Genomic DNA, 22,721 nt, shown 5'->3' with positions numbered 1-22,721 from the left:
TTTCAAAGATCATCCTGGTAATGCGAAAGCGCCGCTAAGTCAGAAATGTTGTTTCAAACTCTTGCAAGTGGACAGTTTATGAACCCAAAGATCGTATCGGCTGAACACGTCCCGCTCGAGGATTTGCGCCTGGCAATGAACAGCGCGTTTTCGGACTATGCAGTTCCAATGCAACTGACCCGGCAGTCATTTGCTTTCATGTTGAAGCAAAGGGGATTTGATCGCCAAGCCTCGCATGTTGCGCTTGTTGAAGGACAAATCGCTGCCATTTGGTTGATGTCTTTGCGCGGACGCCGCAGCTACCTAGTTGCAAGCGGCACAGTTCCTGCGTTCCGACGGTTGAGATTGGCACGGAGACTGGCGGACGATTGCCTTGTGCACCTTCAACAACGAGACACGGTAAGTTTCCAGACCGAGGTAATGGCCGATAACAGCAAGGCATTTGAGTTGTACGCGTCTCTGGGAATGAAAACTGCCCGGACTCTGCAGTGTTATGACGTTCCACCGCTGCCGAGTACCGATGCTCCTGGTATGGTGCGAAAGGTACCCTGGAGGGAGATTCAGAGCGACGCCACCGCAATGATCGAATTGGAACCCTCCTGGCAAAACGACATCGCGTCCGTCAGCGCCGTAGCGGATGAAGCACAATGCTGGGCCATATCCGATAACCTTGGTTTGGCGGCCTATGCGGTCATTTTGCCAACAAACAATACCCTTGCCCAAATTTGCGTTCGCAAAGACCGAAGACGGGAAGGGATCGGCAGTTCATTGCTTCACACGTGTCAGGCTGGCGACACGCTTCGCCTGCTTAACGTTGACGTTTCATCAACAGAGTTCCAGTCGTTTCTTGGAAGTGTCGTAGCTGTACCGACAGTCCGCCAATTTGAATTGAGCATGAACCTATGACGATTCGGAGCGGGAAAATGCCCGAAAGCCAGATGTTTCGCCCGGTTTCAGAGCAAATTCTGGCAAATGATTGGGGCGTTCTAACCAAATACGAGTTTGAATTGCGTCGCCAGAATGGCCAATGGCAGCGCCAAACGCGAGAAGCCTATGATCGCGGCAACGGGGCGACTTGCCTGTTGCACAACCCGGATACAGATCAAGTATTGCTCACGCGTCAGTTCCGATTGCCAGTTTTCCTCAATGGAGGGATTGATGGGTTGATCGAAACCCCCGCTGGGTTGCTTGACGGCGCTCAGGCCGATGAGCGAATACGTAAAGAGCTTGAAGAAGAAACCGGTTATCAGATCGACAAACTCATCCACTTGTTTGACGTCTATATGAGCCCAGGCTCAGTCACGGAGTTTCTGTCTTTCTTCAAAGGTACGTATTCAGGCTCTGATCAAACGGGCCAGGGGGGTGGTTCTTTCGACGAAGGAGAGGACATTGAAGTTATGCACATTCCACTAATGGACGCGATGCAGATGATTACCGAGGGCGAAATTCGGGATGCAAAGACCATCATTCTTCTACAGCAACTGATGATCGAAAAGCTGACGAGGACTGGCGGCAGCTGAGAAGAATCCCCTGTTCTTAATCCAAACCCCAGGTCCTAAGACGGAAAATTCGAGCATTGCGAAGTTTCATGATTGCTCGCCCTGGAGGCTAAGCTGGCTCCCAGAGCTCTATTGGATTTTCTTCCGGATCATTGAGCCATGCGAATTTGCCATTCGGATAAGGTGAATCTGGATCTCGGCGGACTTCCACACCCTTGGATTCGAGCTGTGCGATCATTCTATCGATGTCACGAACACGAAAATTCAGCATAAATGCCTTTTCCTGATTCCCGAAATACTCTGTTACTTTTTCGAACGGGGCAAACACTGTCTCGCCTGCTTCTTGCGTCCAACATGGCGTTTCATAATCATTGGGAACGAGATCAATTCCCAAATTGTCACGATACCAAACGGCCAAGGTGGCAGGGTCTTCTGCCCGAAAGAAAAATCCTCCAAATCCTAATACTTTTTCCATCGTCGAATTCAAACCCGATCATGTCCTCGGAGCACACTACTACAAACCGTGAGACTTGATAAGCGGCCCAAACCAGCCGTTCATCGCGAGATAAGTTGCCGCATTGCAGCTTCCCCAAAGCGGAAGTTGATCGATTGCGCAGCATTTCCAACATTAACGTACACTCATCGGACAAAACGAACTCGTGCAAGCGCAGCTTCAACTATTGCCACGCGACCTTACTTGCTCCGGGTTCGGCGCTTTTGCACCTGTTAATCGCCACCACTTCGGCGCTTCGCAACGTCTGACAGACCCCGGGCCAGCAGGTCGAATACGATCCGGATACGACGGCTGGTCTGTAACTCCCGATGGGTGACCAGCCAGATTGGAAACTCAAGCGAAGGGAAATCCGGCAAGACCTTCTCTATGCCAGATTCAGCCTCGCCCAACGTTTCGGGCTGCATAGAGACGCCGTAGCCCGCTTTCACCAATTCCCATGCGACGACACCGCTCTCGCTCGACATCACGAAGCTCTCTGCGCGAACGGGCACGCCCATGTTGTGCAGTGGGGCCATTAGCCTCTCGGGGTCGGCATTGCCGACGAAATCGAGTGCAGCCACATCGCGCGGTGTCCGTGGGCGGCTTGCACGATCGAGATAGTCGGTCGCGGCATAGAGAGTGGCGCGAAAGTCGCCCAAGTGCCGTGCGATCAGGTCCGGCTGATCTGGGCGGACGTGGCGTATCGCGATGTCTGCCTCGCGCTGCGTCAAATTCTGCATCTCACTCGACGCGAGAATGCGGACGCGGATGCCCGGCGCCATCTGTCTCAACGGCTTGAGCACGCCCGGCAGAATCGCTGCTGACAAGAGGTCCGTTCCCGTGACCGTGACCTCTCCGGTGACATCCTGAGATTTACCGTCGGCCACCATCGAGATGAGCGTCGCAGCCTCGCCCATCGTGCGCATGTGATCAATCAGGTCGCGCCCTGCTTCCGTCAAGGTAAGACCACGGACGCTGCGTTCTACCAACGTGACGCCAAGTGCCTCCTCCAACGCACCGATCTGCCGCCCTATCGTCGGCTGCGTTGTCTTCAGCACGCGCGCCGCACCGCTGAACGAGCCTTCCTCCGCTGTCGCGAGGAAGGCGCGTACCTGGTTCCAATCGAAGGAAACGGCCTGCCAGTTCATTCATGAGCGTATAGCAGGTGGACGAATTTAAGCAATCGACCTTTTATGAGCGCATGGATGATACCGGATGCGAAACGAGATCGGCCCGGTCTCTGCAATCGAAAGCGACACAATGCATTCCGCAGTTTCTTACGACTGGCGCATCCGCGCCGCTTCAAACCTGAAGTGCAACGCGCAAAGGAAACCGACATGACTGCCCAAGCCTTCTGGGACCGGCATGCGCCCAAGTACGCCAAGAAACCTATTGCCGATGTCACCGCCTACGAAGAAAAGCTGGAATGCGTCACTGCGCTTCTTCGATCGACCGATCGCGTTCTTGAAATCGGCTGCGGCACAGGCGGCACAGCCAGGAAGATCGCGCCTGTCGTCGCTCATGTGACCGCAACCGACCTCTCTGCCGAGATGATCCGGATCGCCCGGTCACGATCAGGTGGCGATGCCGCGGGAACACCAGAATTTCTTCAGGCGGAGGCGGCGCAACACATTCCTAGCCAACCGTTCGACGCCATTTGCGCGTTCAGCTTGCTTCACCTGGTGGACGACATACCCACCGTACTGGATGCAGCATTCCACCAAATGAAACCCGGCGGTCACTTCATATCAAAGACGGTTTGTCTGAAGGACGCGCCGCGCTGGATGCGAGCCATGGTTCGCGTGCTCATGGCCGTGCGGATCGCGCCTAATGTGATCATCTTGAGTCGCGCTGAATTGACCCGACACCTGATCCGCGCCGGGTTCGAAATCGAGCAGACGCGGTACTTCGGAAAGAACCGACTGAGCCCCTTTATCGTCGCGCGCAAGCCCGCCTGAGGCAGACCGACGCCTTATTCTGAGAGACCGAAGCATGCACTTTATCAGCCGTCGCGAATGGGCGTTCCTTGCCCTCGTGTTCCTCTACTCTTTCATTCCGGCAGTCGTAGGGCTGGTCCGGCTTCCGGAACTTCTCGGCGCTCGGGCGATCATCCCGCCGAACCCGCGTGCGGTGTTCGATCCCCTCCCGATCACATTGCATATCCTCGGCAGTTCAGTTTTCTGCCTTGTGGGGGCTGTGCAATTCCTGCCGAGCCTGAGGCGCTACCGCTCGGCCCTGCACAGGACCCTCGGGCGGATTGTGGCGGCAGCGGGATGCATCAGCGCACTAACCGGGCTCTGGATGACCGTGTTCTACGCATTTCCCGATGCCCTGCAGGGACCAGTACTTTACGGGGCAAGGGTCACGCTCGGCCTCGCGATGGTCACCCTCATCGCATGGGCCATCGTCGCGATCCGGTCGCGAAACGTCGCCGCGCACCGCGCTGCGATGCTGCGCGCCTATGCCATCGGCCAAGGGGCCTCAACGCAAACCGCGCTCTTTCTGGTCGCAATGGCCCTCTTTGACACCGAACTGCAGGGGTTTTCGCGAGACCTCCTGATGGTTGGGGCGTGGGCCATCAACCTTGCGATTGCGGAACTCCTTATCCGCCGCGCCTTTGCGACGTGTACATCCGGCGCGGTGATCTGAACCCGGTCGTGCTCTCGACCTGATACCGGCAAACTCCAGAAACACAGAAAGAAGACACCAAAATGAGACGGCTCGATCCCCGTATTCTTCTGTCGGCCCTGTGGCTGTTCATACTGCTCAACATCATCTTTCGCGATATTCACCAGTTTGTCCTCGCGTCCCATATCGAGATGCTGCTGACAGGCCATTACAACGGCATCGAGATCACCGAAGGGCTGATGCTTTTGGGCGGTTTCCTCGTCCAAGTGCCGATTGCGATGGTGCTCTTTTCGCTCCTGCTAACCCGCAGGATTGGTCGCCCTGTCACCTTTCTTGCAGCGATCGTCACAACCGGTACGCTCCTTTCCTCGGCCCCCACCGACATGGATGACACCTTCCACCTCGTCATCGAGATCGTGGCCCTAGTGGCAATTCTCTGGACCGCATGGATGTGGCCCGAGCACGAACACACCGCGCCGCAATCCGACGCAAGTTCTTCGTAAAAAACGTGTGCGCACCGCGGACACGATGAATGAGCAATAGGACCAAAGAGATGTTGGCAGAAACGCCTATAAGCGATGCGGTTGATCTTTATGACAAACTCGCACCTCGTTATGACAAACTTCATCATCGCTGGCTGCGTCATGCAGGCGGTGAGGCGCAGGCCGCTCTGGAAGGCCTGGTGCGTGCACTTGCGACGCCGAATTCGAAGTTTTTGGATGCTGGCTGCGGCACCGGCAATCTGGCACGTGCATTGATTGCCGAGGGCATGCCCCCGAATTTGATGACCCTTCTCGACCCGTCCGCGGCCATGCTTGCGCGCTGCGCCGACATTCCTGTGCCGAAGATACAAGGACGGTTGGAGTCCCTGCCGTTTGAAGATGGCACGTTCGATCTTGTGACGTGTGCTTGGGCTTTGGAAACCGTCCCCGATCCCCACCTGGCTTTGAGTGAGCTTTGCAGGGTTGTTCGAGCCGGCGGCGCGCTTTGTCTCGCGTTTTGCGCGGATGAGCCTGCCCGTGGTCTTGCCGGCAGCCTCATGCGCCAGGCGCTTTTGTTTCGCGGGACCGGCCGATTTATGTCCCGCTCCCGATTGATGCAGGCAATCGAGCGTTTCGAAAATTTTGAAGTGCGGGCAATTCCGAGCCATGGTCCGGCCTCGACCTTACTTGCTAGGCGGTCTGGCGCAGCAACCCAGGGGTCTTTGTAGCCGGGCTTAAAGTTGAAAATGACGACCACAGAACTACGGAGATCAAGCATGATCGGATATGTTACCCTCGGAACCAACAACTTCGAGGCCGCGCTGAAATTCTACGACGCCTTGTTTTCGAGCGTGGGCGCAAACCGTCTTTGGAAACACGGCGATATGGCCGCATGGGGCCGCTCAAGGGCCGAGCCTGCGTTATGCCTTGCTTGTCCATTCAATGGGGCACCGGCAAGCGTTGGAAATGGGGTGATGGTCGCTTTGAAAATGACCAACAGAAAAGCCGCCGATACGCTTCACGCCAAGTGCCTCGAACTTGGCGGAACAGATGAGGGACCCCCCGGCACACGCGGAGATCATGGTTTCTACGGAGGGTATTTCCGGGATCTGGATGGCAACAAACTGAATGCGTATGTCCCAGCGTGACAGCAGGCAAAGAGTTGGCTGTTGAAATATCGCGTCCAGCGGACAATGAGAGACGAGCACATCGAAAGACGCCGCAATGAGATCTGAAATAAAATTCGTCCGATTGTCGGAAATCGACCCAGCCGAAATCTTGGCGCACATGTCCGACCCTCGTGTCGCCGAGCATATGCCGCTTCTGAAATTCACTTGGAATGCCGAGACAGTGGCGCGGTTTGTCGCCAAAAAGGAAGAGTGTTGGCACCGTGACGGACTTGGACATTGGGCATTTTTGTCCGATGACCGATATGTCGGCTGGGGTGGATTTCAAAAAGAAGGAGCCGAGTGGGATTTCGGACTGGTCTTGCGGCCCGACACGTTTGGCCTCGGGCCGCGCATCTCGCGAAAGGCGATCGACTTTGCAATTTCCGATGAACGCATCCCGTATGTGACCTTCCTTTTACCACCGTCACGCACGAACCTGCGGGCACTCGACAGACTTGGTGCTTGGCGGGTTGGCGAAGTCGACTATGACGGGGCGACCTTCCTCAAATTTCAACTTGCGACAGAGTGACAGCATTGTCCGATTTCTGGTACATCGCCAGCTCCAGAGTGTGTTGTAACTCGCGGCCCATAGCCGCCATTCAGTGGACCTTCCGGATGCTGCCCTCGCAGCCCGTATTGCTGCCATTCGCCGCGAGTGCAAAGCCTGAACGCCAACGGTGCACACGGACCCTAGATCAACTCGCATCTGATCTAGAGGCTATATGAGTCCCCAAATTCATCACGACAATAGGCGATGAACGGTTCCGCCAGAGTGTTCTCCGGAGTATCTGCATGCGATGCAATCACGATATGCGTCGGGGGCATCTTTTCGGCCAGCCTGATCGGCACAACATGGCCACCATCATAAGTTGTGTTTTTGGCTGGTTTCATTGAGAGAAGCGAAACCCCAAGTCCGTTGGCAACCTGACATCGCACAGATTCAATCGAAGACGACCGGAAGGCGATTTTGGGCGCAATATCGAACATAGAAAAAAGATTGAGAAAGAACTCCCTACTTTGAGGCGCATCGAAAAGCACAAAATCGGCGCCATCAATTTCACTGATAGAGACAGAGTCTCGGGTTGAAAGCCGGTGGTCTGGCGGAACGATTAGATACAGATGCGCAGGCGCGAGGGGCTTAACCTGGAAGCGCGTGCCATCGATTCCCAGATCGTAAAGGATCGCCAAGTCGATTTCGTTTCGGTCAAGTGCAATGATCAATTCCTCTTGCAGTCGTTCTTCGACTTCAAGAACGACACCTGGCGCTTTCTGGCGATAGCCACTGAGAATGCGCGCCAGATAGAACGGGGCAATCGACTGAAAGCAACCCACACGCAAAGTTCCTTTTCGGTGCGCAGCTATATCTGCCGCTGCGACTTCCATGTGATCCGCGTAGGTCAACATTTGTTCCGCGTAGCGCAGAAGTTCGACGCCCTGCGCCGTCAGCTCCATGCCGCGCGCGTGTAAGCGTCGAAACAGTACAAGGCCGGTTTGATCTTCCAATTTGGCGATCGCCTGAGCCACGGCCGGTTGTGAGATACCCACGGTTTCCGCCGCTGAGGTGATGCCACCGGTCTGTGCCACAGCCCTGAAGTATAGACATTGCTTGAGTGTTATCTTTGCCATGTACCTTGAATAAGTTTTTTCACATCAAAGGCAACAAAAAGTAATTTTATTTGTCCTTCTATTCTTGATACTCCACTCCAAAAGAAACACGAATTCAGGAGAGCTCTATGGAACTGCGTGACATTATCGATTTGGACACCTTCCCGATTGCTGACGTTGAATTCCGGACGGCTTGTAAGAACGAGTTTGATGATACCGGCGTCTTCGTTATGCCGGGTTTTGTTCTGAAGGATGCGATTGATGCGATCCGCGATGAAGGTCTCGCCAACAAGGACAAGGTGTTCAAATCTACAAAACAGCACAATGTTTACCTGACCGAGAAAGATAAAGACTTCGCAGACGACCACGCGCGCAACCGGCTTGTAACTTCGTCTAAGGGGTGCATCACCGACGATCTGATGCCCCATGGCTCAGCGCTGCGCATACTTTACAACGACCCGGTTTTTCGCAGTTTCCTGTGCGACGTTCTGGGCGAAGAGGCAATGCATGAATATGCTGACCCACTCTCGTCCATCAACCTCCACTTCGCTGAGAAGGGCGAGGAGCTCGGTTGGCACTTTGACAACTCGTCCTTTGCAATCACGCTGATGGTACAGGCACCGGAGAAAGGCGGGAAATTCGAGTATGTGAATGCTGTACGTGATGCTGATTCCGGCGAAATGGGATTTGAGCAAGTCGACGAAATACTGGACGGAAAGGCACCAGTTTGTACGGTGGAAGCTAAAGCTGGGACACTGGTGTTCTTCCGTGGCCGCAACTCGATACACCGGGTAGCGCCGAACGAGGGCGACCTTACGCGAGTTCTGGCCGTGCTGGCTTACAATGCCGAACCCGGTGTCGAGCTTTCCGAGGCAGCGCGCATGACATTTTATGGGCGGCTGAACTGAAAAATTTCATAACGATGAACGCGTCCCGCGGAAGGAAATGCGAGGCGCAAATTGAAAGCCGACTTTGTAATCACTTGCGGCGATCAGAGGCATGGACACTAATTCGCCATTAGATTGACCACAGCATTCATGGGATACCAACTTATGTTCACCTGCAAGGGCAGCCCGTTCCTACTGTTCGTCTCCCTATCTCGCTGCCGCGGTGCGGCCCGCCGAAACAGCCATTCGCTGCACGCGCAGATATAGAGGCCTGTCAAACTCACACTATGCGGGACAAAGTAGACGTTGCAATTGACTCACACTGTTCGTCTGATAGCCGATTACTCGGCCACCAAAGCTTTGTGCCGACAATAACATGATGCCTTGATTGGCACTTCGGCCCGGGCAGCGGCCTTGTCCAGTTGTAATTTAATTTGGGGCGCTTCGACGGTTTCACCGCGCCGAGTCAGACATTCGTGCAAGCCGTGCAAGCTCCAGACATTGCCCGGATGCTGGCAGGCCCGGCTAAGCGTTGCATCCAAACCAAGGTCGGCGCGATAGACCCTTTCCGCTTCCACCGTCTGACCTTGCTCCAAAAGGAGAGCGCCGAGCGCGTGGCGGGTGGGCTGCATCCAACCCCAGGGTTCGTCGTAGGGCAGCGTGTCATCAGTCTCGACCGATCTGCGCAGGTGTTCGAAAGCGCTCTCGTGCTCTCCCTTGTGATAGGCAAGCTCACCTAGCATCATTTGCTCGGCAACCTTCAAGATGTCGCGGCAAGTGTTGTTGAACAGCATTCTGGTTTCAGGCACCTGCTCCAAAGCATCATAGAATCTTACCTTTTCACTCTCGGCGTCGGTAATCTTGTGCTGGTTCGCCAAGGCAACGGTACGCGCGTACCGCATCATGGCGGTAGTGACGCAGAAAAGCTCTTCATCCACTGGCAGATCCTGATCGAGAATCTCCTGCCAGCGTCCGAACCGGATAAGAACATGTTGCTTCATCGGGATGAAGCCTTCGAACCAGTCGGCCATGGGGCGTAGGGTCTCCGAGGGCAATGTCGCAATCAATTCTTCCGCTGCTTCTAACGCTGCCCTAGGTTGGCCAAGGAACATAGCTCCGTAGATCTTGAAATGGTAATTGTGGCAGCGATAAACGGAGTAGAAATTGTCGGGGCCTTCGCGCTCCAGGAACTTCCGGTCGGCAACGATGGCCGCTTGATTGCGAAGCATCACGTTCATGTAATCACCGCACAAAACGTCGACGTGGGTAGGCATATGCAGTAGGTGCCCGGCGTCCGGAATCAGCGTGCTGAGCGCATCGCCATGGCGCAGCGCGCGTTCGGGGTGCGGCGACATTTCCATCAGGTGGATGTACATGTGCAGAAGCCCGGCATGTTCCCATGCGCCAGGAAGAGTGGAGAACGCTGTGTCGAGCACGCCAATTGCCTCAAGCGTATCCGCGCCTTCGGCTGGCTTCCCGGTCGGCAAATCCCAAAGCTGCCAAGGGGTCCGGTTCATGATAGCCTCGGCAAAGACGGCGCACACGTCCAGGTCATTGCTGAATTCGGCATGGACTTTGCGCATTGCAGCAGCGAAGGCGTCATTCCACGGGCTGAAATCCTCGACATCTGACGAGGTTGGATAGCGGGCCGGAATTGCCTCGATCAGGGCACGTTCAACTGGTGTCAATCGATCTAGAAGCGCTGTAGCTGCATCGATTGATGTTCTCGCTAACGCGATGCAGTCGGGCTTCTCGTCGTCCTCAAAGGTTTCCCAAGGCTTGTTGTAGTTCGGTCCGATGCAATACGCGATGCCCCAATGCGCCATCGCACAATCGGGGTCGGCGGCAACAGCCTTTTGAAAGCAAACAATCGCCTCTTCGTGATTATAGGCATATGTCCACGCCAAGCCCCGGTCGAACCATATCTGAGCGTTATCTGACGACGTTGAAATCTTCCGAGTGTAGTCGCCGAGGTTGTAGTACTCCATTGCGATTTTCCCCTCTAAATTCGCCAAGCTTATCACGGAACGCCTTCAGTCGATAGCAACGCCGCAAGTTGGCGAGTATTGGAGTACCTGCTCAAGCTTTTGGCTGCTTTTTGGCTCTTTGCGGAACTCCGTGCAGATTCGGAATCTTGTTGGCGGGCCTGTCTGACAAAGATGAGGACGGCCCATAAGAGACATTCATCGCAGTCACTGGTGCCGCAGTGCGGCTTCACCAGACCGGCCATTCGCTACGGACATAAATATCCTGAAACTGCCGAACTCACAGATTGCAGACAATGCAGCCGTTTGATCTACCGCTATTGGGCGGCTCGAAACATCGGAAACAGGGGTGGGGCTTGGTCGGCTTTGATTAGACCCATCTCTTGGAAACCATAGCGCTTATACAGCGATAGATTTGTAGGGTTTGTCGACTCTAAGTAAGCAGGTCTTCCATCTTCATCACAACGTTTGAGGCAGCATTCAAGCAACGCGGACCCCAATCCTTTTCCTTGGCGAATTGGATCGACCGCAATAAATGCTAAATGCCAGCAATCCTCATCGGGATGATAATTGTCCATCTGCCCGAAGGTTTCGAACAACGCATCATGCTTTTCTGGTGAGACCGTCTGCTCAAAACAGGCGACAAGCCGTTCTTCGTCAGGGTGAATGCTTGGCGGAAGCCAAAGTGCGCCAGCAGTGAAATCATCGTTCCGAAACGCGCTACCCTGTTCAAATGCACGCCCGCCAAAGAAATCCATTACTCGCGGGAAGTGGGTAAGGAAATCGGCAGGTTCAGGATACAGCCAACGCATGAACGGGTCCGCAGAAAATCCAAGAGCAAGTCCGCTTAACAAACTTTCTGCTTCACTTCGGGTTGATGATCTAAACATGAAATTACCTTTGGTCGTTACACCTCGATTTTCACGTTTCAGCATGTGGGCCGCAAATACTTGTTGTCAAATGCGCAATTTATTGTCCTGCTCAAGCAACGATGGATGGCTACGTCGAGCTCCCAGCAGGCCTCTGAGGCGACGCAGCATCCTGTAATATTGTTTCTCGTCAATTTCGGGTTGTCGTTGTGGGAGGGCATGGCGGATCGGAGGATCAGTCATGGAAACCCAAACATACCTGCCGTTCGCGCGCTTCGCCCAACCTGGAACAAAGGACGTATCGTCGGTCAGAAGCGGCCGCCAAAACCCAAGCATGTCTGGGCGACCCGAGTTCGACTTGAACTGGCCGAAAACCACCGCGATTTCGCGTTGTTCAACATGGCATGTCTTACGGGCGAGGGCATCGATGACGATTGACGGCCTGCACATCATCGAAAGCTTTTTCAGTTACTTTTAGATTGTCTCTCCCATAAAGTTCGTTGAAATCAGAGTTGGCGGTGATCGAATGAATGGCGCAGAATCGTTAGTCAAAACCTTTCTTCACAATGGTGTGGATACGGTTTTCGCCAATCCAGGCACGTCTGAAATGCACTTTGTTGCGGCTCTTGATAGACATCCCGAGATGAACTGTGTTCTGTGCCTGTTCGAAGGTGGAACGACGGGCGCCGCTGATGGCTATTACCGCATGAAACGGGACGTCGCCGGCACTCTGCTGCATCTTGCACCGGGGCTAGGCAACGCATTTGCCAATCTACACAACGCCCGAAAATCAGGGTCCGGGATCGTGAATGTGGTGGGAGATCACGCAACACATCACCTGCGCTATGAAAGCCCACTCAGAGGCGACATTATTGGCGTAAGTCAGGCCATAAGCCATTGGACACGAGTTTCTGATCAGGCCACAAGCGTCGCATCGGACGGGGCCGCAGCCATCCAGGCCGCCCGATCTCAAAACGGCCAGATCGCCACTCTTGTTCTTCCCGCCGATACTGCTTGGGATGCAGCGACTGGCCCTGCGACGAATAGCATTCTGGCCCAACCACTTCATCGCCCGTCCTTGGAAGGCATCGAGGCCGCAGCCATGCGTCTGAAGACTGCAAACGCGGCTTTGATGATAGGTGGTTCCGCGCTTTTTGGTCCACTTCGTGTACTGGCTGGAAAAATTTCCGTCAAAACCGGATGCCGCCTGTTGGCGGATACTCTAATCCCTCGAATTTCGAAGGGGGCCGGGGCTGCCAAATTGGATCAACTTGTGTATCCAATTGCACCCAAGATCGCTCAGCTTGAACAGACATCGTCAATCACTTTGATCGGCGCCGACCAACCCGTTGCCTTCTTTGCATACCCGGGCAAACCGAGCACACCCGAGCCCGCCGGTTGCACGGTTTCAAGCCTGTGTGCTCCGACGGATGATATTGCCTGGACTCTTCAAACACTGGCAGATGCGGTTGGTGTTTCGAGCAAGACACAGCTGAACACATACGCTCTCGACCTGCCTCCAATCCCAACCGGAGATCTCACCCTAGCGAAAGTCGGCCAAGCGTTAGCGGCCCTCATTCCCGAGAATGCTATCGTTTGCAATGAATCCGTGACGTCCGGGTTTCACGTCATTCCTCCGACTGCAACCGCGCGACCACATGACTTGCTTGGGGGAACCGGTGGTGCGATAGGGCTTTGCCTACCGTGCGCAACCGGCGCAGCAATTGCATGTCCAGATAGAAAAGTAATTGCTCTAACAGGCGATGGATCAGCCATGTATACGTTGCAATCTTTGTGGACGATGGCACGCGAAAGCCTGGACGTTACGGTGATTGTTTTTGCAAACCGCGGCTATCAAATCCTTCGAGATGAGCTGGCAAATGTCGGTGTTGAGAGTTTTGGCAAGAATGCGGAGGCAATGTTTGATGTGGAAAACCCAACGCTTGATTGGGTAGCGCTCGCTAAAGGGCATGGGGTTCCCGGAATACGAATTGAAGACACCGATAGCTTTGCAAAAGCCCTTTCCGCGGGGCTATCACGTGACGGCCCTTCCTTGATCGAAGTCATGTGCCCGCCAGCATCTTGAACACAAATTCTTTTTGAAACGGGCGGCCCAAAGCCGCCTTTCGTTACCCAAAGCGAAGCTACATTTTGGCACTGAAAGCAGACTGTCACGAGCGCTCAAACAACATGCAAAAAAATGTCATTGGCGTGCCAGAAGAGAACTCATGACAATGTCCTCCACACAGCCAATTTTCGCGATGACCATAATTGCGAAATGATAGTTGGTCGCACCTTAAACGTCACCGATAATCCGGCAGGACGGAAACCGGCTTCACTTCACTACGCCGAAACACGCCAGGTGCGCCTGGCTCGCTCCATCGAAATAAAGTTATGTGCCAAAGACCCGGACGCCTTCGCGAAGGGTCAATCAACCCGATATGCCGATCTGTTCTGAGCCGATCAGCAGCGAGCCATGAAGACGGCTCTCCGCCCGCAGCTAAGAGTTTGCGCCAGGGCTGACTGGCGAGTGCATAGATATCCGCGGCTTCGGGGCTGCGCAGATCGAATAACGCACATCGTTCCACCTCGAAGGTCAGCACAACCCGCGGGCGATCATCCTTCCTAACGTCCTGACCAATAGCGACTTTTGCGCTTTCGACATCAGGGCTCAGATACAAAGCGTCCTGCCCCCGGCGATTGAACCGGGCGGGTGGGCGATCCGGTGCGCCGCGCATGAGGTGAACGTCTGGGTCATCGGCCCAAACAATCTTTACGAATTCTCCGGAAACTTCTGTCAGCATAACGGGTGGCACTGATCGTTTGCGCGTCGCGTTATAGGAAAGACGCAAGGCGGCAGTGGTTTTCCTAGAACAGAGAAGACGCATGATATCTTGATTGAAATCACCTACTCATGTTTCCTCGCACTGTGTTGCATTTCCAAAGGCCTCTCGCATGACGGCTCCAAAGATCGCCCTCCTTGGCGCAATTCTCGAGTCAAATCGCTTTGCACCCCCGGCTGATTTGTCAGACTTTAAGTCTCTGACATGGCTTACAAGCGATGCTTTGATGTCTGAAGCCAGATCCGCGACACCAAAGCTGGCAATAGAATTTGCGGCCTTTGTCCGGGCGATGGATGCTACGGGCGACTGGACGCCGGTACCCTGTATCTTGGCAGCCTGCCATCCCGCAGGTCCAGTACGAAAAACCGTGATCGAAGAGATCATGGTGACTTCGGAAGACATGCTTCGCTCAGCTGGCCCTGTCGACGCAGTCTACATCTGCAATCACGGCGCGATGGTTGCCGAGCACGACCACGACCCCGACGGTTTGTTGATGTCACGCATTCGGAGAGTTGTCGGACCGGACGTACCTGTCATCGCGACACTCGATTTGCATGCAAATATCTCACAACGGATGGTCGATGCCTGTGACCTGATCGTCGGCTATCGGACCAATCCTCACGTCGATCAAATAGAACGTGGCGAGGAAGCCGCCTTTTCGCTGCGCCGGGTTTTGGCGTCGGGCGTCCGGCCCCAAACCGCGCATGTTAAACTGCCTCTTGTTCCGGCATCCGTGACCCTGCTAAGTGCCGAGCACCCGTATGGCGCGCTGATCGACCATGGTCAGCGACGACAAGCCGAAGGTCGAGGTGAGATTCTAAACGTATCGATCTTCGGTAATTTTCTTTTCTCCGACACGCCCGACAACGGTCTGAGCATCGTTGTCACCGCGCGTGAGGACCAGAAGGCGGCCAATGCACTGGCGGAAGAATTGGCAGACATGGCCTGGTCATTGAGGAAGGATTTCGTTCGGAAACTGACATCCGTGACGGAAGCGATCTCAATTTCCGCTGACCAAGCGCGCACGCCTGTGATTTTCTCCGATGCCGGTGACAATCCTGGTGGCGGCGGCAGTGGCAGGACGACGGAACTGATAGCCGCTCTTCATGCGGCAAAAGTCGAAGAATGCCTATTCGGTTCCTTTTGTGATCCGGAACTTGCGAACGAAGCCCATGGCATCGGTGTCGGCGGCAAATTCAGGGCACGATTCAACCGGTCTTCCGATTCCAGCGCTTTCTGGGCGCAATGGGATGTGCCTTTTGAGGTGGATGCAGAGGTCTTGGGTCTCCATAATGGAGATGTGGTAGGTGAACTGGGCATGACGGCTGGTCGGAGATTGGCCCTAGGGCCATCCGCTGCGCTTCGTATTGGTGGTATCACCGTGGTGGTGATCACCGATCGCACACAGACTGCCGACCCCGTGTTCTTTCATATGTTCGGGCTGGATATTGCGTCTGCCCGGACTGTTGTTGTGAAATCCCGAGGCCACTTTCGGGCCGGGTTTTCCAACTGGTTTGGGCCAAACCAGGTATTTGAGGTCGACACGGGCGGGCTTACGTCGCCAGTTCACGACCGCTGGCCGTTTGCGAATTTGCCACGACCGAACTTTCCGATGGACGTCGACACCTCTTGGTCGGCTAAGATGCTGCGCTAGACGGGCTCTGAGTATTTGTCCTGCGGCGTCGTCAACTTGACAAATTGCATGAACTGGCGGGCAAGCTGAGAAGGTGGCCTGCCTGATGGAAGTACAAAGCTCGTGTCATAAAAAATGGCGGCGTCAAATGGCCTGACGACGACACCTTCCATCCCTGACGACAACAACGGGAAGGGATTGATCAGCGTCACGCCCAAACCCTCGCGGACGAGCTCCAGTGCGGCCATGTTCGTTGCCGTTTCTGCGACTTGTTTCGGCCGAATTCCAGCGCGCGCAAAGATCTTTTCGGTGATCGCTCGCGTCCCCAGCCTTCGCAGAAACTCGATCAGCGCGACGCCTTCAAGGTCGTGCGGCGTCACCACTCGTTTTTCCGATAGCGGATGGTTGCTCGGCATGGCGCAGACCACCTGACTGCGGCGCCAAGGCATGAGATGAACACCCGTTCGTTGGATCATCGCACTCGTCAAACCAAGATCATAGCGGAGGTCGAGAATGCCGGCGACCAGCACGTCCGTGGCCTGAATATCCAATTGAAGCTGCTTTCCTTCATTCTTCTTGAGAAAACTGGCCACCCTGGAGATGACAAAGTGATGTGCCAGAGTCGGCGGCACGATCAGGCGTAACGGCTCGTTATCCGGAGTAGCCCATTCTGCGCCCTCAATGTCCGCCAGCGTCTCGAAAATTGGGTCCAGTTTTTCGTTGAGACGCAAGGCTTCGTCTGTTGGGTCGATACGTCCCGATCGCCGGAGAAAGAGCGATCGCCCAACACGGGCCTCGAGTTGTGACAAGGACCGGCTCACGGCAGACTGCGAAATCCCGAGACGCCGCGCGGCGCCGATGGTTGTCCCAGTCGTGATCACGGCTCTTAGCGACTCGAACTCGCGCAGTCTGTGTCTGTGTTCCGTCATGCTACATTACTCCCCCGGTACGAGCGGCTGAACATCCAAACTCTTGGATTGGTCTATGCAAAGTCGCATAGCAATAAGTATTGGCAATGATTTTTGCGGTAGCTAGTTTTTTTATAGGGCGCGGGATCGGCCAAAGATTCGCCCATTCACAAGCGCCAAACAAACAGGGAGTCTTTTTGATGAGGAAACTCACATCTGCGACAGCCGTCGCTGTCAGCATTTTGGCTTTCGGCGCCGGTGCTGTTTCGGCCGAAAAACTAACGATCGGCCTCGCTTCGGAGCCGACGTCACTCGATCCGCATTTTCACAACCTGGGTCCGAACAACGCGATGTCCGTGCACATCTTTGACCGGCTGATCGCGCAGGATGAGAAGCAGCGCCTATCGCCGGGTCTTGCCGTGTCATGGGAGCCGATTGATGAATTGACTTGGGAGTTCAAGCTGCGTGAGGGCGTAAAGTTTCACGACGGAAGTGACTTTACGGCGGACGATGTAGTCTGCACCATGGCGCGTGCGCCGGACGTACCGAACTCTCCATCGGGATACGGCACCTATCTAAAGGGTAAGGAAGTCATCAAGATCGATGACTACACGGTGCACTTCAAAACGGCCGCACCTTATCCGTTGATGGGCAATGACATTTCCACGATCCCTGTGATCTCAGAAGTGGGCTGCGAAGCAACGACGGAAGACTTCAACGCGGGTACGGCCGCCATCGGCACAGGGCCGTTCAAGTTCCAAAGTTACACACCGGGTGAAAGCATCGTACTGGTGCGGAACGACGACTACTGGGGTGACGCGCCGATCTGGTCCGAGGTGGAATTCCGCCCAATCACGTCCGGTCCGAGCCGTGTTGCATCGCTTCTTGCCGGTGACGTCGACATGATATCGGGCGTACCAACGACCGATATCACAACACTTCAGGGCAATGATGGTATCCAGCTGAGCCAGGGCGTGTCCAACCGAGTGATCTATCTTCACATGGACCAATTCCGCGAGGATTCACCCTTTGTGAAGGCCAACGGTGGCGGCGATATCAAGAACCCCCTCATGGACGTCCGCGTCCGCAAGGCGATCAGCATGGCGATCAACCGCGATGCAATCGTTGAGCGTGTCATGGAGGGGGTTGCCCTGCCCGCCGGCCAGCTTCTGCCCGAGGGGTTCTTTGGCGTGTCCGACAATCTGGACGTCGTGGCTTATGACCCGGACGGTGCTAAAGCGCTTCTGGCTGAAGCCGGTTATCCCGATGGATTTGAAATGACAATCCATGGGCCGAATGACCGTTACATCAACGACGCCAAAATTGCCGAGGCAATTGCGCAAATGTTGACCCGTGTTGGCATCAAGACAGCCGTCGAAACAATGCCGCGTTCGGTATACTTTGGACGCGCGTCCAAAGGCAGCCCAGAGGGTCTGCCGGAGTTCAGCTTTATCCTCGTCGGATGGGGCGCGGGGTCCGGCGAAGCGTCCTCGCCTCTCAAATCGCTGATCCACACCCATGACAAGGATGCGGGCTTTGGATCATCGAACCGTGGCCGGCACTCGGATGCTGAAACCGACGCACTGATCGAAGAAGCCCTGCGAACAGTCGATGACGCAAAGCGGCAGGAACTGCTCGCCGCGGCGACAGAGCGCGCGATCGAGAACGTGGCGATCATTCCGACGCACTTCCAGGTCAACACCTGGGCGGCCAAAAAAGGTCTGAGCTACATCCCTCGGACCGACGAATACACTCTCGCGACAGGCGTCGTGAAAGAGTAATCGCAATGCATCCGGGCCGCCTTCGCAGCGGCCCGGAGCCTTTGCCCAGGGAATGTCCTCATGACCGTTTTTGTCATTCGCCGATTGCAGCAAGCAATGCTTGTTGTCTTCCTGATGTCGGTGATTGTCTTTTTCGGCGTCAATATCGTTGGTGACCCGGTCTACATGCTGGTCAGCCCCGACGCGGATCAGGCTGACATCGAAGCTGCAATTCGACGGCTTGGATTGGATCGGCCTATTTGGGAACAGTACTGGTTGTTCCTCAAAGGTGCTGCACAGGGTGACCTCGGCGACAGTTTCGTCTTCGGTGAGCCCGCGCTCAAACTGATCCTGCACCATATGCCTGCCACGATGGAACTGGCCTTCAGTGCACTCTTTCTTGCTATCGTGATCGGTATTCCATTGGGTCTTTATGCCGGGCTCTATCCCGACAGCCCGCTGTCCAAGGGCATTATGGCTGGCTCAATCCTTGGGTTTTCGCTGCCGACCTTCTGGGTCGGGCTTATGCTCATCATGCTGTTTGCCGTAGAACTTAGATGGCTCCCAGCGACAGGGCGCGGCGATATCGGCTCGTTTCTTGGGATTCACAGCAGCCTTTTTACGCTCGATGGGTTGAGCCACATCTTCCTGCCTGCTCTCAACCTAGCGCTTCTTAAGATTTCACTGGCAATCCGCCTTACCCGAGCGGGTGTCCGGGAAGCGATGGGACAGGATTACGTGAAGTATGCCCGGGCCAAAGGGCTTTCGACCCGACGCATCATTCTGGTGCATGTAATGAAAAACATCATGATCCCGGTAGTGACCGTCATGGGCCTCGAATTCGGTAGTTTGATCGGGTTCTCGGTGGTGACTGAATCAATCTTCGCGTGGCCGGGAATGGGCAAACTGCTGATCGACGCAATACTGCAATTGGATCGGCCTGTCGTCGTCGCCTATCTGATGATCATCGTACTGTTCTTCGTGCTGATCAATCTGATCGTCGACATACTCTACTCGATCCTCGATCCGAGGGTTCGTTTGCAGGATCAGGGCGCATGACCGACACCGTCACAGATCATTCTCTGACCCCCGCCAAGTCCCCTAAAGTCGAGACGCCGTTCCAGCGATTTCGGGCCGAGTTCTTCGAAAGCAGGATCGCAACAGCGGCGCTCGGCATATTCCTGATCATCGTTCTGCTGGCCATCCTGGCACCCTGGATCACGCCGCAGAACCCCTACGATCTTGGCCAGGTCAGCGTCATGGATGGGCGCTTGCCTCCAGGTTCCGAAGCATTCGACGGATACACGATGTGGCTCGGTTCGGACGGGTCTGGACGCGATCTCTACTCGGCAATTCTCTATGGCTTGCGTATTTCTCTGACCGTTGGGCTTGCATCTGGGGTGATTGCCCTTCTGATCGGTATGGCGATCGGTCTGGTCGCGGCCTACGCCGGAGGCCGGACCGAAGCGTTCATCATGCGCATCGTGGATCTTCAACTGTCGTTCCCGGCATCGCTTGTTGCGCTGATGATGGTTGCGGCACTTGGTAAGGGTGTCGACAAGATCATCCTCGCCCTCGTGATCGCGCAATGGGCTTATTACGCCCGCACGGTTCGCGCGACCGCGCTTGTCGAGCGTGGCAAGGAATATGTCGAAGCCGCGCAATGCCTTGGAATATCGCGACCCCGGATCGTCTTTCGCCATATCCTTCCGAATTGCATGGCGCCTCTGATCGTCGTTGGCACGGTGCAAACCGCCAGCGCAATCTCATTGGAAGCGACGCTTTCGTTTCTTGGCGTAGGCCTTCCACAGACTGAACCGTCGATTGGGGTGCTGATCGCAAATGGCTTCGAGTACATGCTGTCCGGGCGCTACTGGATATCCGTTTTCCCCGGCATCGCGCTCTTGCTGACGGTCGTGTCCATCAACCTTGTGGGCGACCATTTGCGCGATGTTTTGAACCCGAGGTTGAAGAAATGACGGCAGTACTCGAAGTCAGCGGGCTAAAGACCCACTTCTTCACGCACGCGGGTGTGGTCAAGGCCGTAGATGGTGTGGATTTCACCGTCTCCAAGGGCGAGGTAATGGGTCTGGTGGGTGAGTCCGGGTCGGGCAAGTCGATCACCGGGTTTTCCATCCTTGGGCTGATCGATCCTCCCGGGCGCATCGTCGATGGGTCAATCCGTTTTAATGGTGACGAGATCGCGAACGCACCGGAAGAGCGACTCAAGACCTTGCGTGGCAACCGAATCTCGATGATCTTTCAGGATCCGATGATGACTCTCAACCCGGTCCTGCGCGTCGATACGCAGATGATCGAGGCCATTCTCGCCCATGAAAACGTAAGCCGCCAAACCGCCTGGGAAAGAAGCCGTGATGCGCTTGGTTTGGTTGGCATCCCATCGCCGGAAGAGCGATTGCAAGCCTATCCGCATCAGCTTTCCGGTGGGATGCGGCAGCGCGTGGCGATTGCGACAGCCTTCTTGAACCAGCCGGACCTCATTATTGCCGACGAGCCGACGACAGCGCTCGACGTGACAATTCAGGCGCAGATCATCCACGAGGCACAGAAGCTGACGAAACGCACGGGAACCGCGATGATCTGGATCACGCATGACCTTGCCGTTGTGGCAGGGCTCGCGGACCGGATTTCGGTGATGTACGCAGGACGGATCGTTGAGCAAGGCAGTATCGACGATGTTATCGACCGTCCGTTGCATCCCTATACGGTCGGGCTTCTCGGATCGGTTCCGACGGCGAACCGGCGCGGGCAGCGTTTGTTCCAGATCGAAGGGATGACGCCAAACATGCTCGCCCTGCCTGAAGGATGCGCCTTTGGACCGCGTTGTCAGGCCCGAACGGCAGCGTGTTCCAAGCGCCCCCCGATTAAGGACGTGGATGGCCGCAGCCTTCGCTGTTTCAATCCGCAACGCACCAAGGAGACGACGCTTTGAGTGAGCCGCTCGTTGAAATCCGAGGCGTTTCGAAGCGCTTCACCAAACGTTTGGACGTCGCGGGGAAAATCGCACAGCGACTTGGCGCAAACATCCGGGAAGAAACGGTCCATGCTGTCGATAACGTGAATCTGTCGATTCAAAAGGGTGAGGTTCTGGGATTGGTCGGCGAATCCGGCTGCGGCAAGTCCACTTTGGGACGTGTTGTTGCCGGCATTCACCCTGCAAGTGACGGACAGATGTTCTACGGAGGCAAAGATGTTGCGACGTTGAACGGCACCGACAAACGCGCGGCGACCCTCGCAATTCAGATGATCTTCCAGGACCCCTTTGCCAGCCTAAATCCGCGAATGCGCGTCGAAGATATCATCGGCGAAGCACCGCGTATGCATGGGATCGTCCGCAAGGCAGAGAGTGCGGAATACGTGGACGACGTGATGCGCAAGGTCGGCCTCGACCCGTCGCTCAAGCGGCGTTACGCGCATCAGTTTTCCGGCGGTCAGAGGCAACGGATTGGAATTGCACGTGCGCTCGCCGTGAAGCCGAAGTTCCTTGTCTGCGACGAAGCCATCGCTGCGCTGGACGTGTCGATCCAGGCGCAGGTTATCAACTTGTTCATGGATCTGCGCGAAGAGCTGGGCCTGACCTATCTGTTCATCAGCCATGACCTGAGCGTCGTCGAACACATCGCCGACCGCGTGGCGATCATGTATCTGGGCCGCATTGTCGAGAGCGCATCGACTGAGGAAATTTTTTTGGACCCACGCCATCCCTACACGAAAGCGCTGCTTGCAGAGGCTCCGCGCCTTGATCAGCGCCGGCGTGAGTTTGCCCCGATTGAGGGGGAAATTCCGTCGCCGCTCGATCCGCCATCTGGATGTACCTTCCACCCGCGTTGCCCGGTGGCGACCGCTGAGTGCCGCACCACTGTTCCTGAACTGAAAGCGGGGCGCGGCGGGCGCGAAACGGCTTGCCTGCTGGAACACGCCGAAACCGTTTGAACGAGA

23 protein-coding genes and 1 pseudogene are annotated in these 22,721 nt (G+C 55.6%); 17 read left to right on the top strand and 7 right to left on the bottom strand.

Going from position 1 to position 22,721, the window contains the following annotated elements:
* Positions 1-78 precede the first annotated feature (78 nt).
* Together ACR0MP_RS20100 and ACR0MP_RS20095 are read left to right on the top strand one after the other, a co-directional pair.
* On the top strand, positions 79-906 hold the full coding sequence (locus ACR0MP_RS20100) for a GNAT family N-acetyltransferase (protein WP_480887717.1): 828 nt from the start codon (positions 79-81) through the stop codon (positions 904-906).
* Positions 907-923: 17 nt separating this feature from the next.
* On the top strand, positions 924-1,520 hold the full coding sequence (locus ACR0MP_RS20095) for an NUDIX domain-containing protein (protein ID WP_480887718.1): 597 nt from the start codon (positions 924-926) through the stop codon (positions 1,518-1,520).
* 88 nt (positions 1,521-1,608) lie between these two features.
* On the opposite strand, the gene ACR0MP_RS20090 is transcribed toward ACR0MP_RS20095, so the two are convergent.
* On the bottom strand, positions 1,609-1,974 hold the full coding sequence (locus ACR0MP_RS20090; RefSeq protein ID WP_480887720.1) for a VOC family protein: 366 nt from the start codon (positions 1,972-1,974) through the stop codon (positions 1,609-1,611).
* 251 nt (positions 1,975-2,225) lie between these two features.
* Positions 2,226-3,140 (bottom strand): LysR family transcriptional regulator, encoded by a 915-nt coding sequence (locus ACR0MP_RS20085; RefSeq protein WP_171329874.1) that lies wholly within the window; start codon positions 3,138-3,140, stop codon positions 2,226-2,228.
* 189 nt (positions 3,141-3,329) lie between these two features.
* Here ACR0MP_RS20085 and ACR0MP_RS20080 point away from each other — a divergent pair, with 189 nt between their 5' ends.
* The 6 genes from ACR0MP_RS20080 (at position 3,330) to ACR0MP_RS20055 (ending at position 6,800) form a co-directional block, all read left to right on the top strand.
* Positions 3,330-3,950, top strand: coding sequence for a class I SAM-dependent DNA methyltransferase (locus ACR0MP_RS20080; RefSeq protein WP_171329872.1), 621 nt, complete (start codon positions 3,330-3,332; stop codon positions 3,948-3,950).
* A 34-nt stretch (positions 3,951-3,984) separates the two neighbouring features.
* A complete protein-coding gene (locus ACR0MP_RS20075; protein ID WP_480887722.1) occupies positions 3,985-4,641 on the top strand; it encodes a DUF2306 domain-containing protein in 657 nt (218 codons plus the stop codon).
* Positions 4,642-4,703: 62 nt separating this feature from the next.
* Positions 4,704-5,123, top strand: coding sequence for a DUF6326 family protein (locus ACR0MP_RS20070; RefSeq protein ID WP_480887723.1), 420 nt, complete (start codon positions 4,704-4,706; stop codon positions 5,121-5,123).
* Between the two features lie 29 nt (positions 5,124-5,152).
* Positions 5,153-5,830, top strand: a complete 678-nt coding sequence (locus tag ACR0MP_RS20065) for a methyltransferase domain-containing protein (protein WP_480887725.1) — start codon at positions 5,153-5,155, stop codon at positions 5,828-5,830.
* A 48-nt stretch (positions 5,831-5,878) separates the two neighbouring features.
* Positions 5,879-6,250: a VOC family protein gene (locus ACR0MP_RS20060; protein ID WP_010443837.1), complete on the top strand. Its 372-nt coding sequence runs from the start codon at positions 5,879-5,881 to the stop codon at positions 6,248-6,250.
* Positions 6,251-6,326: 76 nt separating this feature from the next.
* Positions 6,327-6,800, top strand: coding sequence for a GNAT family N-acetyltransferase (locus ACR0MP_RS20055; protein ID WP_480887726.1), 474 nt, complete (start codon positions 6,327-6,329; stop codon positions 6,798-6,800).
* A 182-nt stretch (positions 6,801-6,982) separates the two neighbouring features.
* Here ACR0MP_RS20055 and ACR0MP_RS20050 read toward each other — a convergent pair whose 3' ends face one another.
* Positions 6,983-7,897: a LysR family transcriptional regulator gene (locus ACR0MP_RS20050; protein WP_480887728.1), complete on the bottom strand. Its 915-nt coding sequence runs from the start codon at positions 7,895-7,897 to the stop codon at positions 6,983-6,985.
* A gap of 107 nt (positions 7,898-8,004) precedes the next feature.
* Here ACR0MP_RS20050 and ACR0MP_RS20045 point away from each other — a divergent pair, with 107 nt between their 5' ends.
* Positions 8,005-8,784: a HalD/BesD family halogenase gene (locus tag ACR0MP_RS20045; RefSeq protein WP_480887729.1), complete on the top strand. Its 780-nt coding sequence runs from the start codon at positions 8,005-8,007 to the stop codon at positions 8,782-8,784.
* A gap of 320 nt (positions 8,785-9,104) precedes the next feature.
* Here the strand turns inward: ACR0MP_RS20045 and ACR0MP_RS20040 are convergent, their stop codons facing one another.
* Entirely contained in the window at positions 9,105-10,751 is a 1,647-nt protein-coding gene (locus ACR0MP_RS20040) for a tetratricopeptide repeat protein (protein WP_480887730.1), read from the bottom strand.
* A 314-nt stretch (positions 10,752-11,065) separates the two neighbouring features.
* Positions 11,066-11,683, bottom strand: a complete 618-nt coding sequence (locus ACR0MP_RS20035; RefSeq protein WP_480473296.1) for a GNAT family N-acetyltransferase — start codon at positions 11,681-11,683, stop codon at positions 11,066-11,068.
* 153 nt (positions 11,684-11,836) lie between these two features.
* Between ACR0MP_RS20035 and ACR0MP_RS20030 the strand changes: the two are divergent.
* Positions 11,837-12,022, top strand: a pseudogene (locus ACR0MP_RS20030) (hypothetical protein); the annotation flags it as partial.
* Between the two features lie 121 nt (positions 12,023-12,143).
* On the top strand, positions 12,144-13,703 hold the full coding sequence (locus ACR0MP_RS20025) for an acetolactate synthase large subunit (RefSeq protein WP_480473298.1): 1,560 nt from the start codon (positions 12,144-12,146) through the stop codon (positions 13,701-13,703).
* Positions 13,704-13,920: 217 nt separating this feature from the next.
* Here the strand turns inward: ACR0MP_RS20025 and ACR0MP_RS20020 are convergent, their stop codons facing one another.
* On the bottom strand, positions 13,921-14,421 hold the full coding sequence (locus ACR0MP_RS20020; RefSeq protein ID WP_480473300.1) for an RES family NAD+ phosphorylase: 501 nt from the start codon (positions 14,419-14,421) through the stop codon (positions 13,921-13,923).
* Between the two features lie 151 nt (positions 14,422-14,572).
* On the opposite strand from ACR0MP_RS20020, the gene ACR0MP_RS20015 reads away from it, so the two are divergent.
* Complete coding sequence (locus ACR0MP_RS20015; protein WP_480887732.1) at positions 14,573-16,114, top strand: M81 family metallopeptidase; 1,542 nt, start codon at positions 14,573-14,575, stop codon at positions 16,112-16,114.
* On the opposite strand, the gene ACR0MP_RS20010 is transcribed toward ACR0MP_RS20015, so the two are convergent.
* The gene (locus tag ACR0MP_RS20010) at positions 16,111-17,022 is read right to left on the bottom strand and encodes a LysR family transcriptional regulator (RefSeq protein ID WP_170387145.1); all 912 of its coding nucleotides are present in this window, start codon (positions 17,020-17,022) and stop codon (positions 16,111-16,113) included. The genes ACR0MP_RS20015 and ACR0MP_RS20010 overlap by 4 nt on opposite strands.
* Positions 17,023-17,201: 179 nt before the next feature.
* Here ACR0MP_RS20010 and ACR0MP_RS20005 point away from each other — a divergent pair, with 179 nt between their 5' ends.
* The 5 genes from ACR0MP_RS20005 to ACR0MP_RS19985 are packed head-to-tail and all read left to right on the top strand — an operon-like array spanning position 17,202 to position 22,715.
* Positions 17,202-18,782, top strand: coding sequence for an ABC transporter substrate-binding protein (locus ACR0MP_RS20005; RefSeq protein WP_480472940.1), 1,581 nt, complete (start codon positions 17,202-17,204; stop codon positions 18,780-18,782).
* 60 nt (positions 18,783-18,842) lie between these two features.
* The gene (locus tag ACR0MP_RS20000) at positions 18,843-19,820 is read left to right on the top strand and encodes an ABC transporter permease (RefSeq protein ID WP_480473304.1); all 978 of its coding nucleotides are present in this window, start codon (positions 18,843-18,845) and stop codon (positions 19,818-19,820) included.
* Positions 19,817-20,740 carry an ABC transporter permease gene (locus ACR0MP_RS19995; RefSeq protein ID WP_480472946.1) on the top strand — a complete coding sequence of 308 codons (924 nt, stop codon included), beginning with the start codon at positions 19,817-19,819 and terminating at the stop codon, positions 20,738-20,740. The genes ACR0MP_RS20000 and ACR0MP_RS19995 overlap by 4 nt, the downstream gene beginning before the upstream one ends.
* Complete coding sequence (locus ACR0MP_RS19990) at positions 20,737-21,714, top strand: ABC transporter ATP-binding protein (RefSeq protein WP_480472948.1); 978 nt, start codon at positions 20,737-20,739, stop codon at positions 21,712-21,714. The genes ACR0MP_RS19995 and ACR0MP_RS19990 overlap by 4 nt, the downstream gene beginning before the upstream one ends.
* Positions 21,711-22,715 carry an ABC transporter ATP-binding protein gene (locus ACR0MP_RS19985; RefSeq protein WP_480887734.1) on the top strand — a complete coding sequence of 335 codons (1,005 nt, stop codon included), beginning with the start codon at positions 21,711-21,713 and terminating at the stop codon, positions 22,713-22,715. The genes ACR0MP_RS19990 and ACR0MP_RS19985 overlap by 4 nt, the downstream gene beginning before the upstream one ends.
* Positions 22,716-22,721 lie beyond the last annotated feature (6 nt).

This window comes from Ruegeria sp. K3 (genome assembly GCF_056531845.1).
This window is presented reverse-complemented; position numbering and strand designations above follow the sequence as displayed.

Coding starts and splice junctions, on each gene's coding strand:
- ACR0MP_RS20020 (WP_480473300.1), bottom strand. CDS start 14,421: ATGCTGACAGAAGTTTCCGGAGAATTCGTAAAGATTGTTTGGGCCGAT.
- ACR0MP_RS20000 (WP_480473304.1), top strand. CDS start 18,843: ATGACCGTTTTTGTCATTCGCCGATTGCAGCAAGCAATGCTTGTTGTC.
- ACR0MP_RS20035 (WP_480473296.1), bottom strand. CDS start 11,683: ATGCTGAAACGTGAAAATCGAGGTGTAACGACCAAAGGTAATTTCATG.
- ACR0MP_RS20025 (WP_480473298.1), top strand. CDS start 12,144: ATGAATGGCGCAGAATCGTTAGTCAAAACCTTTCTTCACAATGGTGTG.
- ACR0MP_RS20090 (WP_480887720.1), bottom strand. CDS start 1,974: ATGGAAAAAGTATTAGGATTTGGAGGATTTTTCTTTCGGGCAGAAGAC.
- ACR0MP_RS20045 (WP_480887729.1), top strand. CDS start 8,005: ATGGAACTGCGTGACATTATCGATTTGGACACCTTCCCGATTGCTGAC.
- ACR0MP_RS19995 (WP_480472946.1), top strand. CDS start 19,817: ATGACCGACACCGTCACAGATCATTCTCTGACCCCCGCCAAGTCCCCT.
- ACR0MP_RS20015 (WP_480887732.1), top strand. CDS start 14,573: ATGACGGCTCCAAAGATCGCCCTCCTTGGCGCAATTCTCGAGTCAAAT.
- ACR0MP_RS20075 (WP_480887722.1), top strand. CDS start 3,985: ATGCACTTTATCAGCCGTCGCGAATGGGCGTTCCTTGCCCTCGTGTTC.
- ACR0MP_RS20095 (WP_480887718.1), top strand. CDS start 924: ATGCCCGAAAGCCAGATGTTTCGCCCGGTTTCAGAGCAAATTCTGGCA.
- ACR0MP_RS20070 (WP_480887723.1), top strand. CDS start 4,704: ATGAGACGGCTCGATCCCCGTATTCTTCTGTCGGCCCTGTGGCTGTTC.
- ACR0MP_RS20065 (WP_480887725.1), top strand. CDS start 5,153: ATGAGCAATAGGACCAAAGAGATGTTGGCAGAAACGCCTATAAGCGAT.
- ACR0MP_RS20040 (WP_480887730.1), bottom strand. CDS start 10,751: ATGGAGTACTACAACCTCGGCGACTACACTCGGAAGATTTCAACGTCG.
- ACR0MP_RS20005 (WP_480472940.1), top strand. CDS start 17,202: ATGAGGAAACTCACATCTGCGACAGCCGTCGCTGTCAGCATTTTGGCT.
- ACR0MP_RS20010 (WP_170387145.1), bottom strand. CDS start 17,022: ATGACGGAACACAGACACAGACTGCGCGAGTTCGAGTCGCTAAGAGCC.
- ACR0MP_RS20085 (WP_171329874.1), bottom strand. CDS start 3,140: ATGAACTGGCAGGCCGTTTCCTTCGATTGGAACCAGGTACGCGCCTTC.
- ACR0MP_RS20080 (WP_171329872.1), top strand. CDS start 3,330: ATGACTGCCCAAGCCTTCTGGGACCGGCATGCGCCCAAGTACGCCAAG.
- ACR0MP_RS19990 (WP_480472948.1), top strand. CDS start 20,737: ATGACGGCAGTACTCGAAGTCAGCGGGCTAAAGACCCACTTCTTCACG.
- ACR0MP_RS20050 (WP_480887728.1), bottom strand. CDS start 7,897: ATGGCAAAGATAACACTCAAGCAATGTCTATACTTCAGGGCTGTGGCA.
- ACR0MP_RS20060 (WP_010443837.1), top strand. CDS start 5,879: ATGATCGGATATGTTACCCTCGGAACCAACAACTTCGAGGCCGCGCTG.
- ACR0MP_RS20055 (WP_480887726.1), top strand. CDS start 6,327: ATGAGATCTGAAATAAAATTCGTCCGATTGTCGGAAATCGACCCAGCC.
- ACR0MP_RS20100 (WP_480887717.1), top strand. CDS start 79: ATGAACCCAAAGATCGTATCGGCTGAACACGTCCCGCTCGAGGATTTG.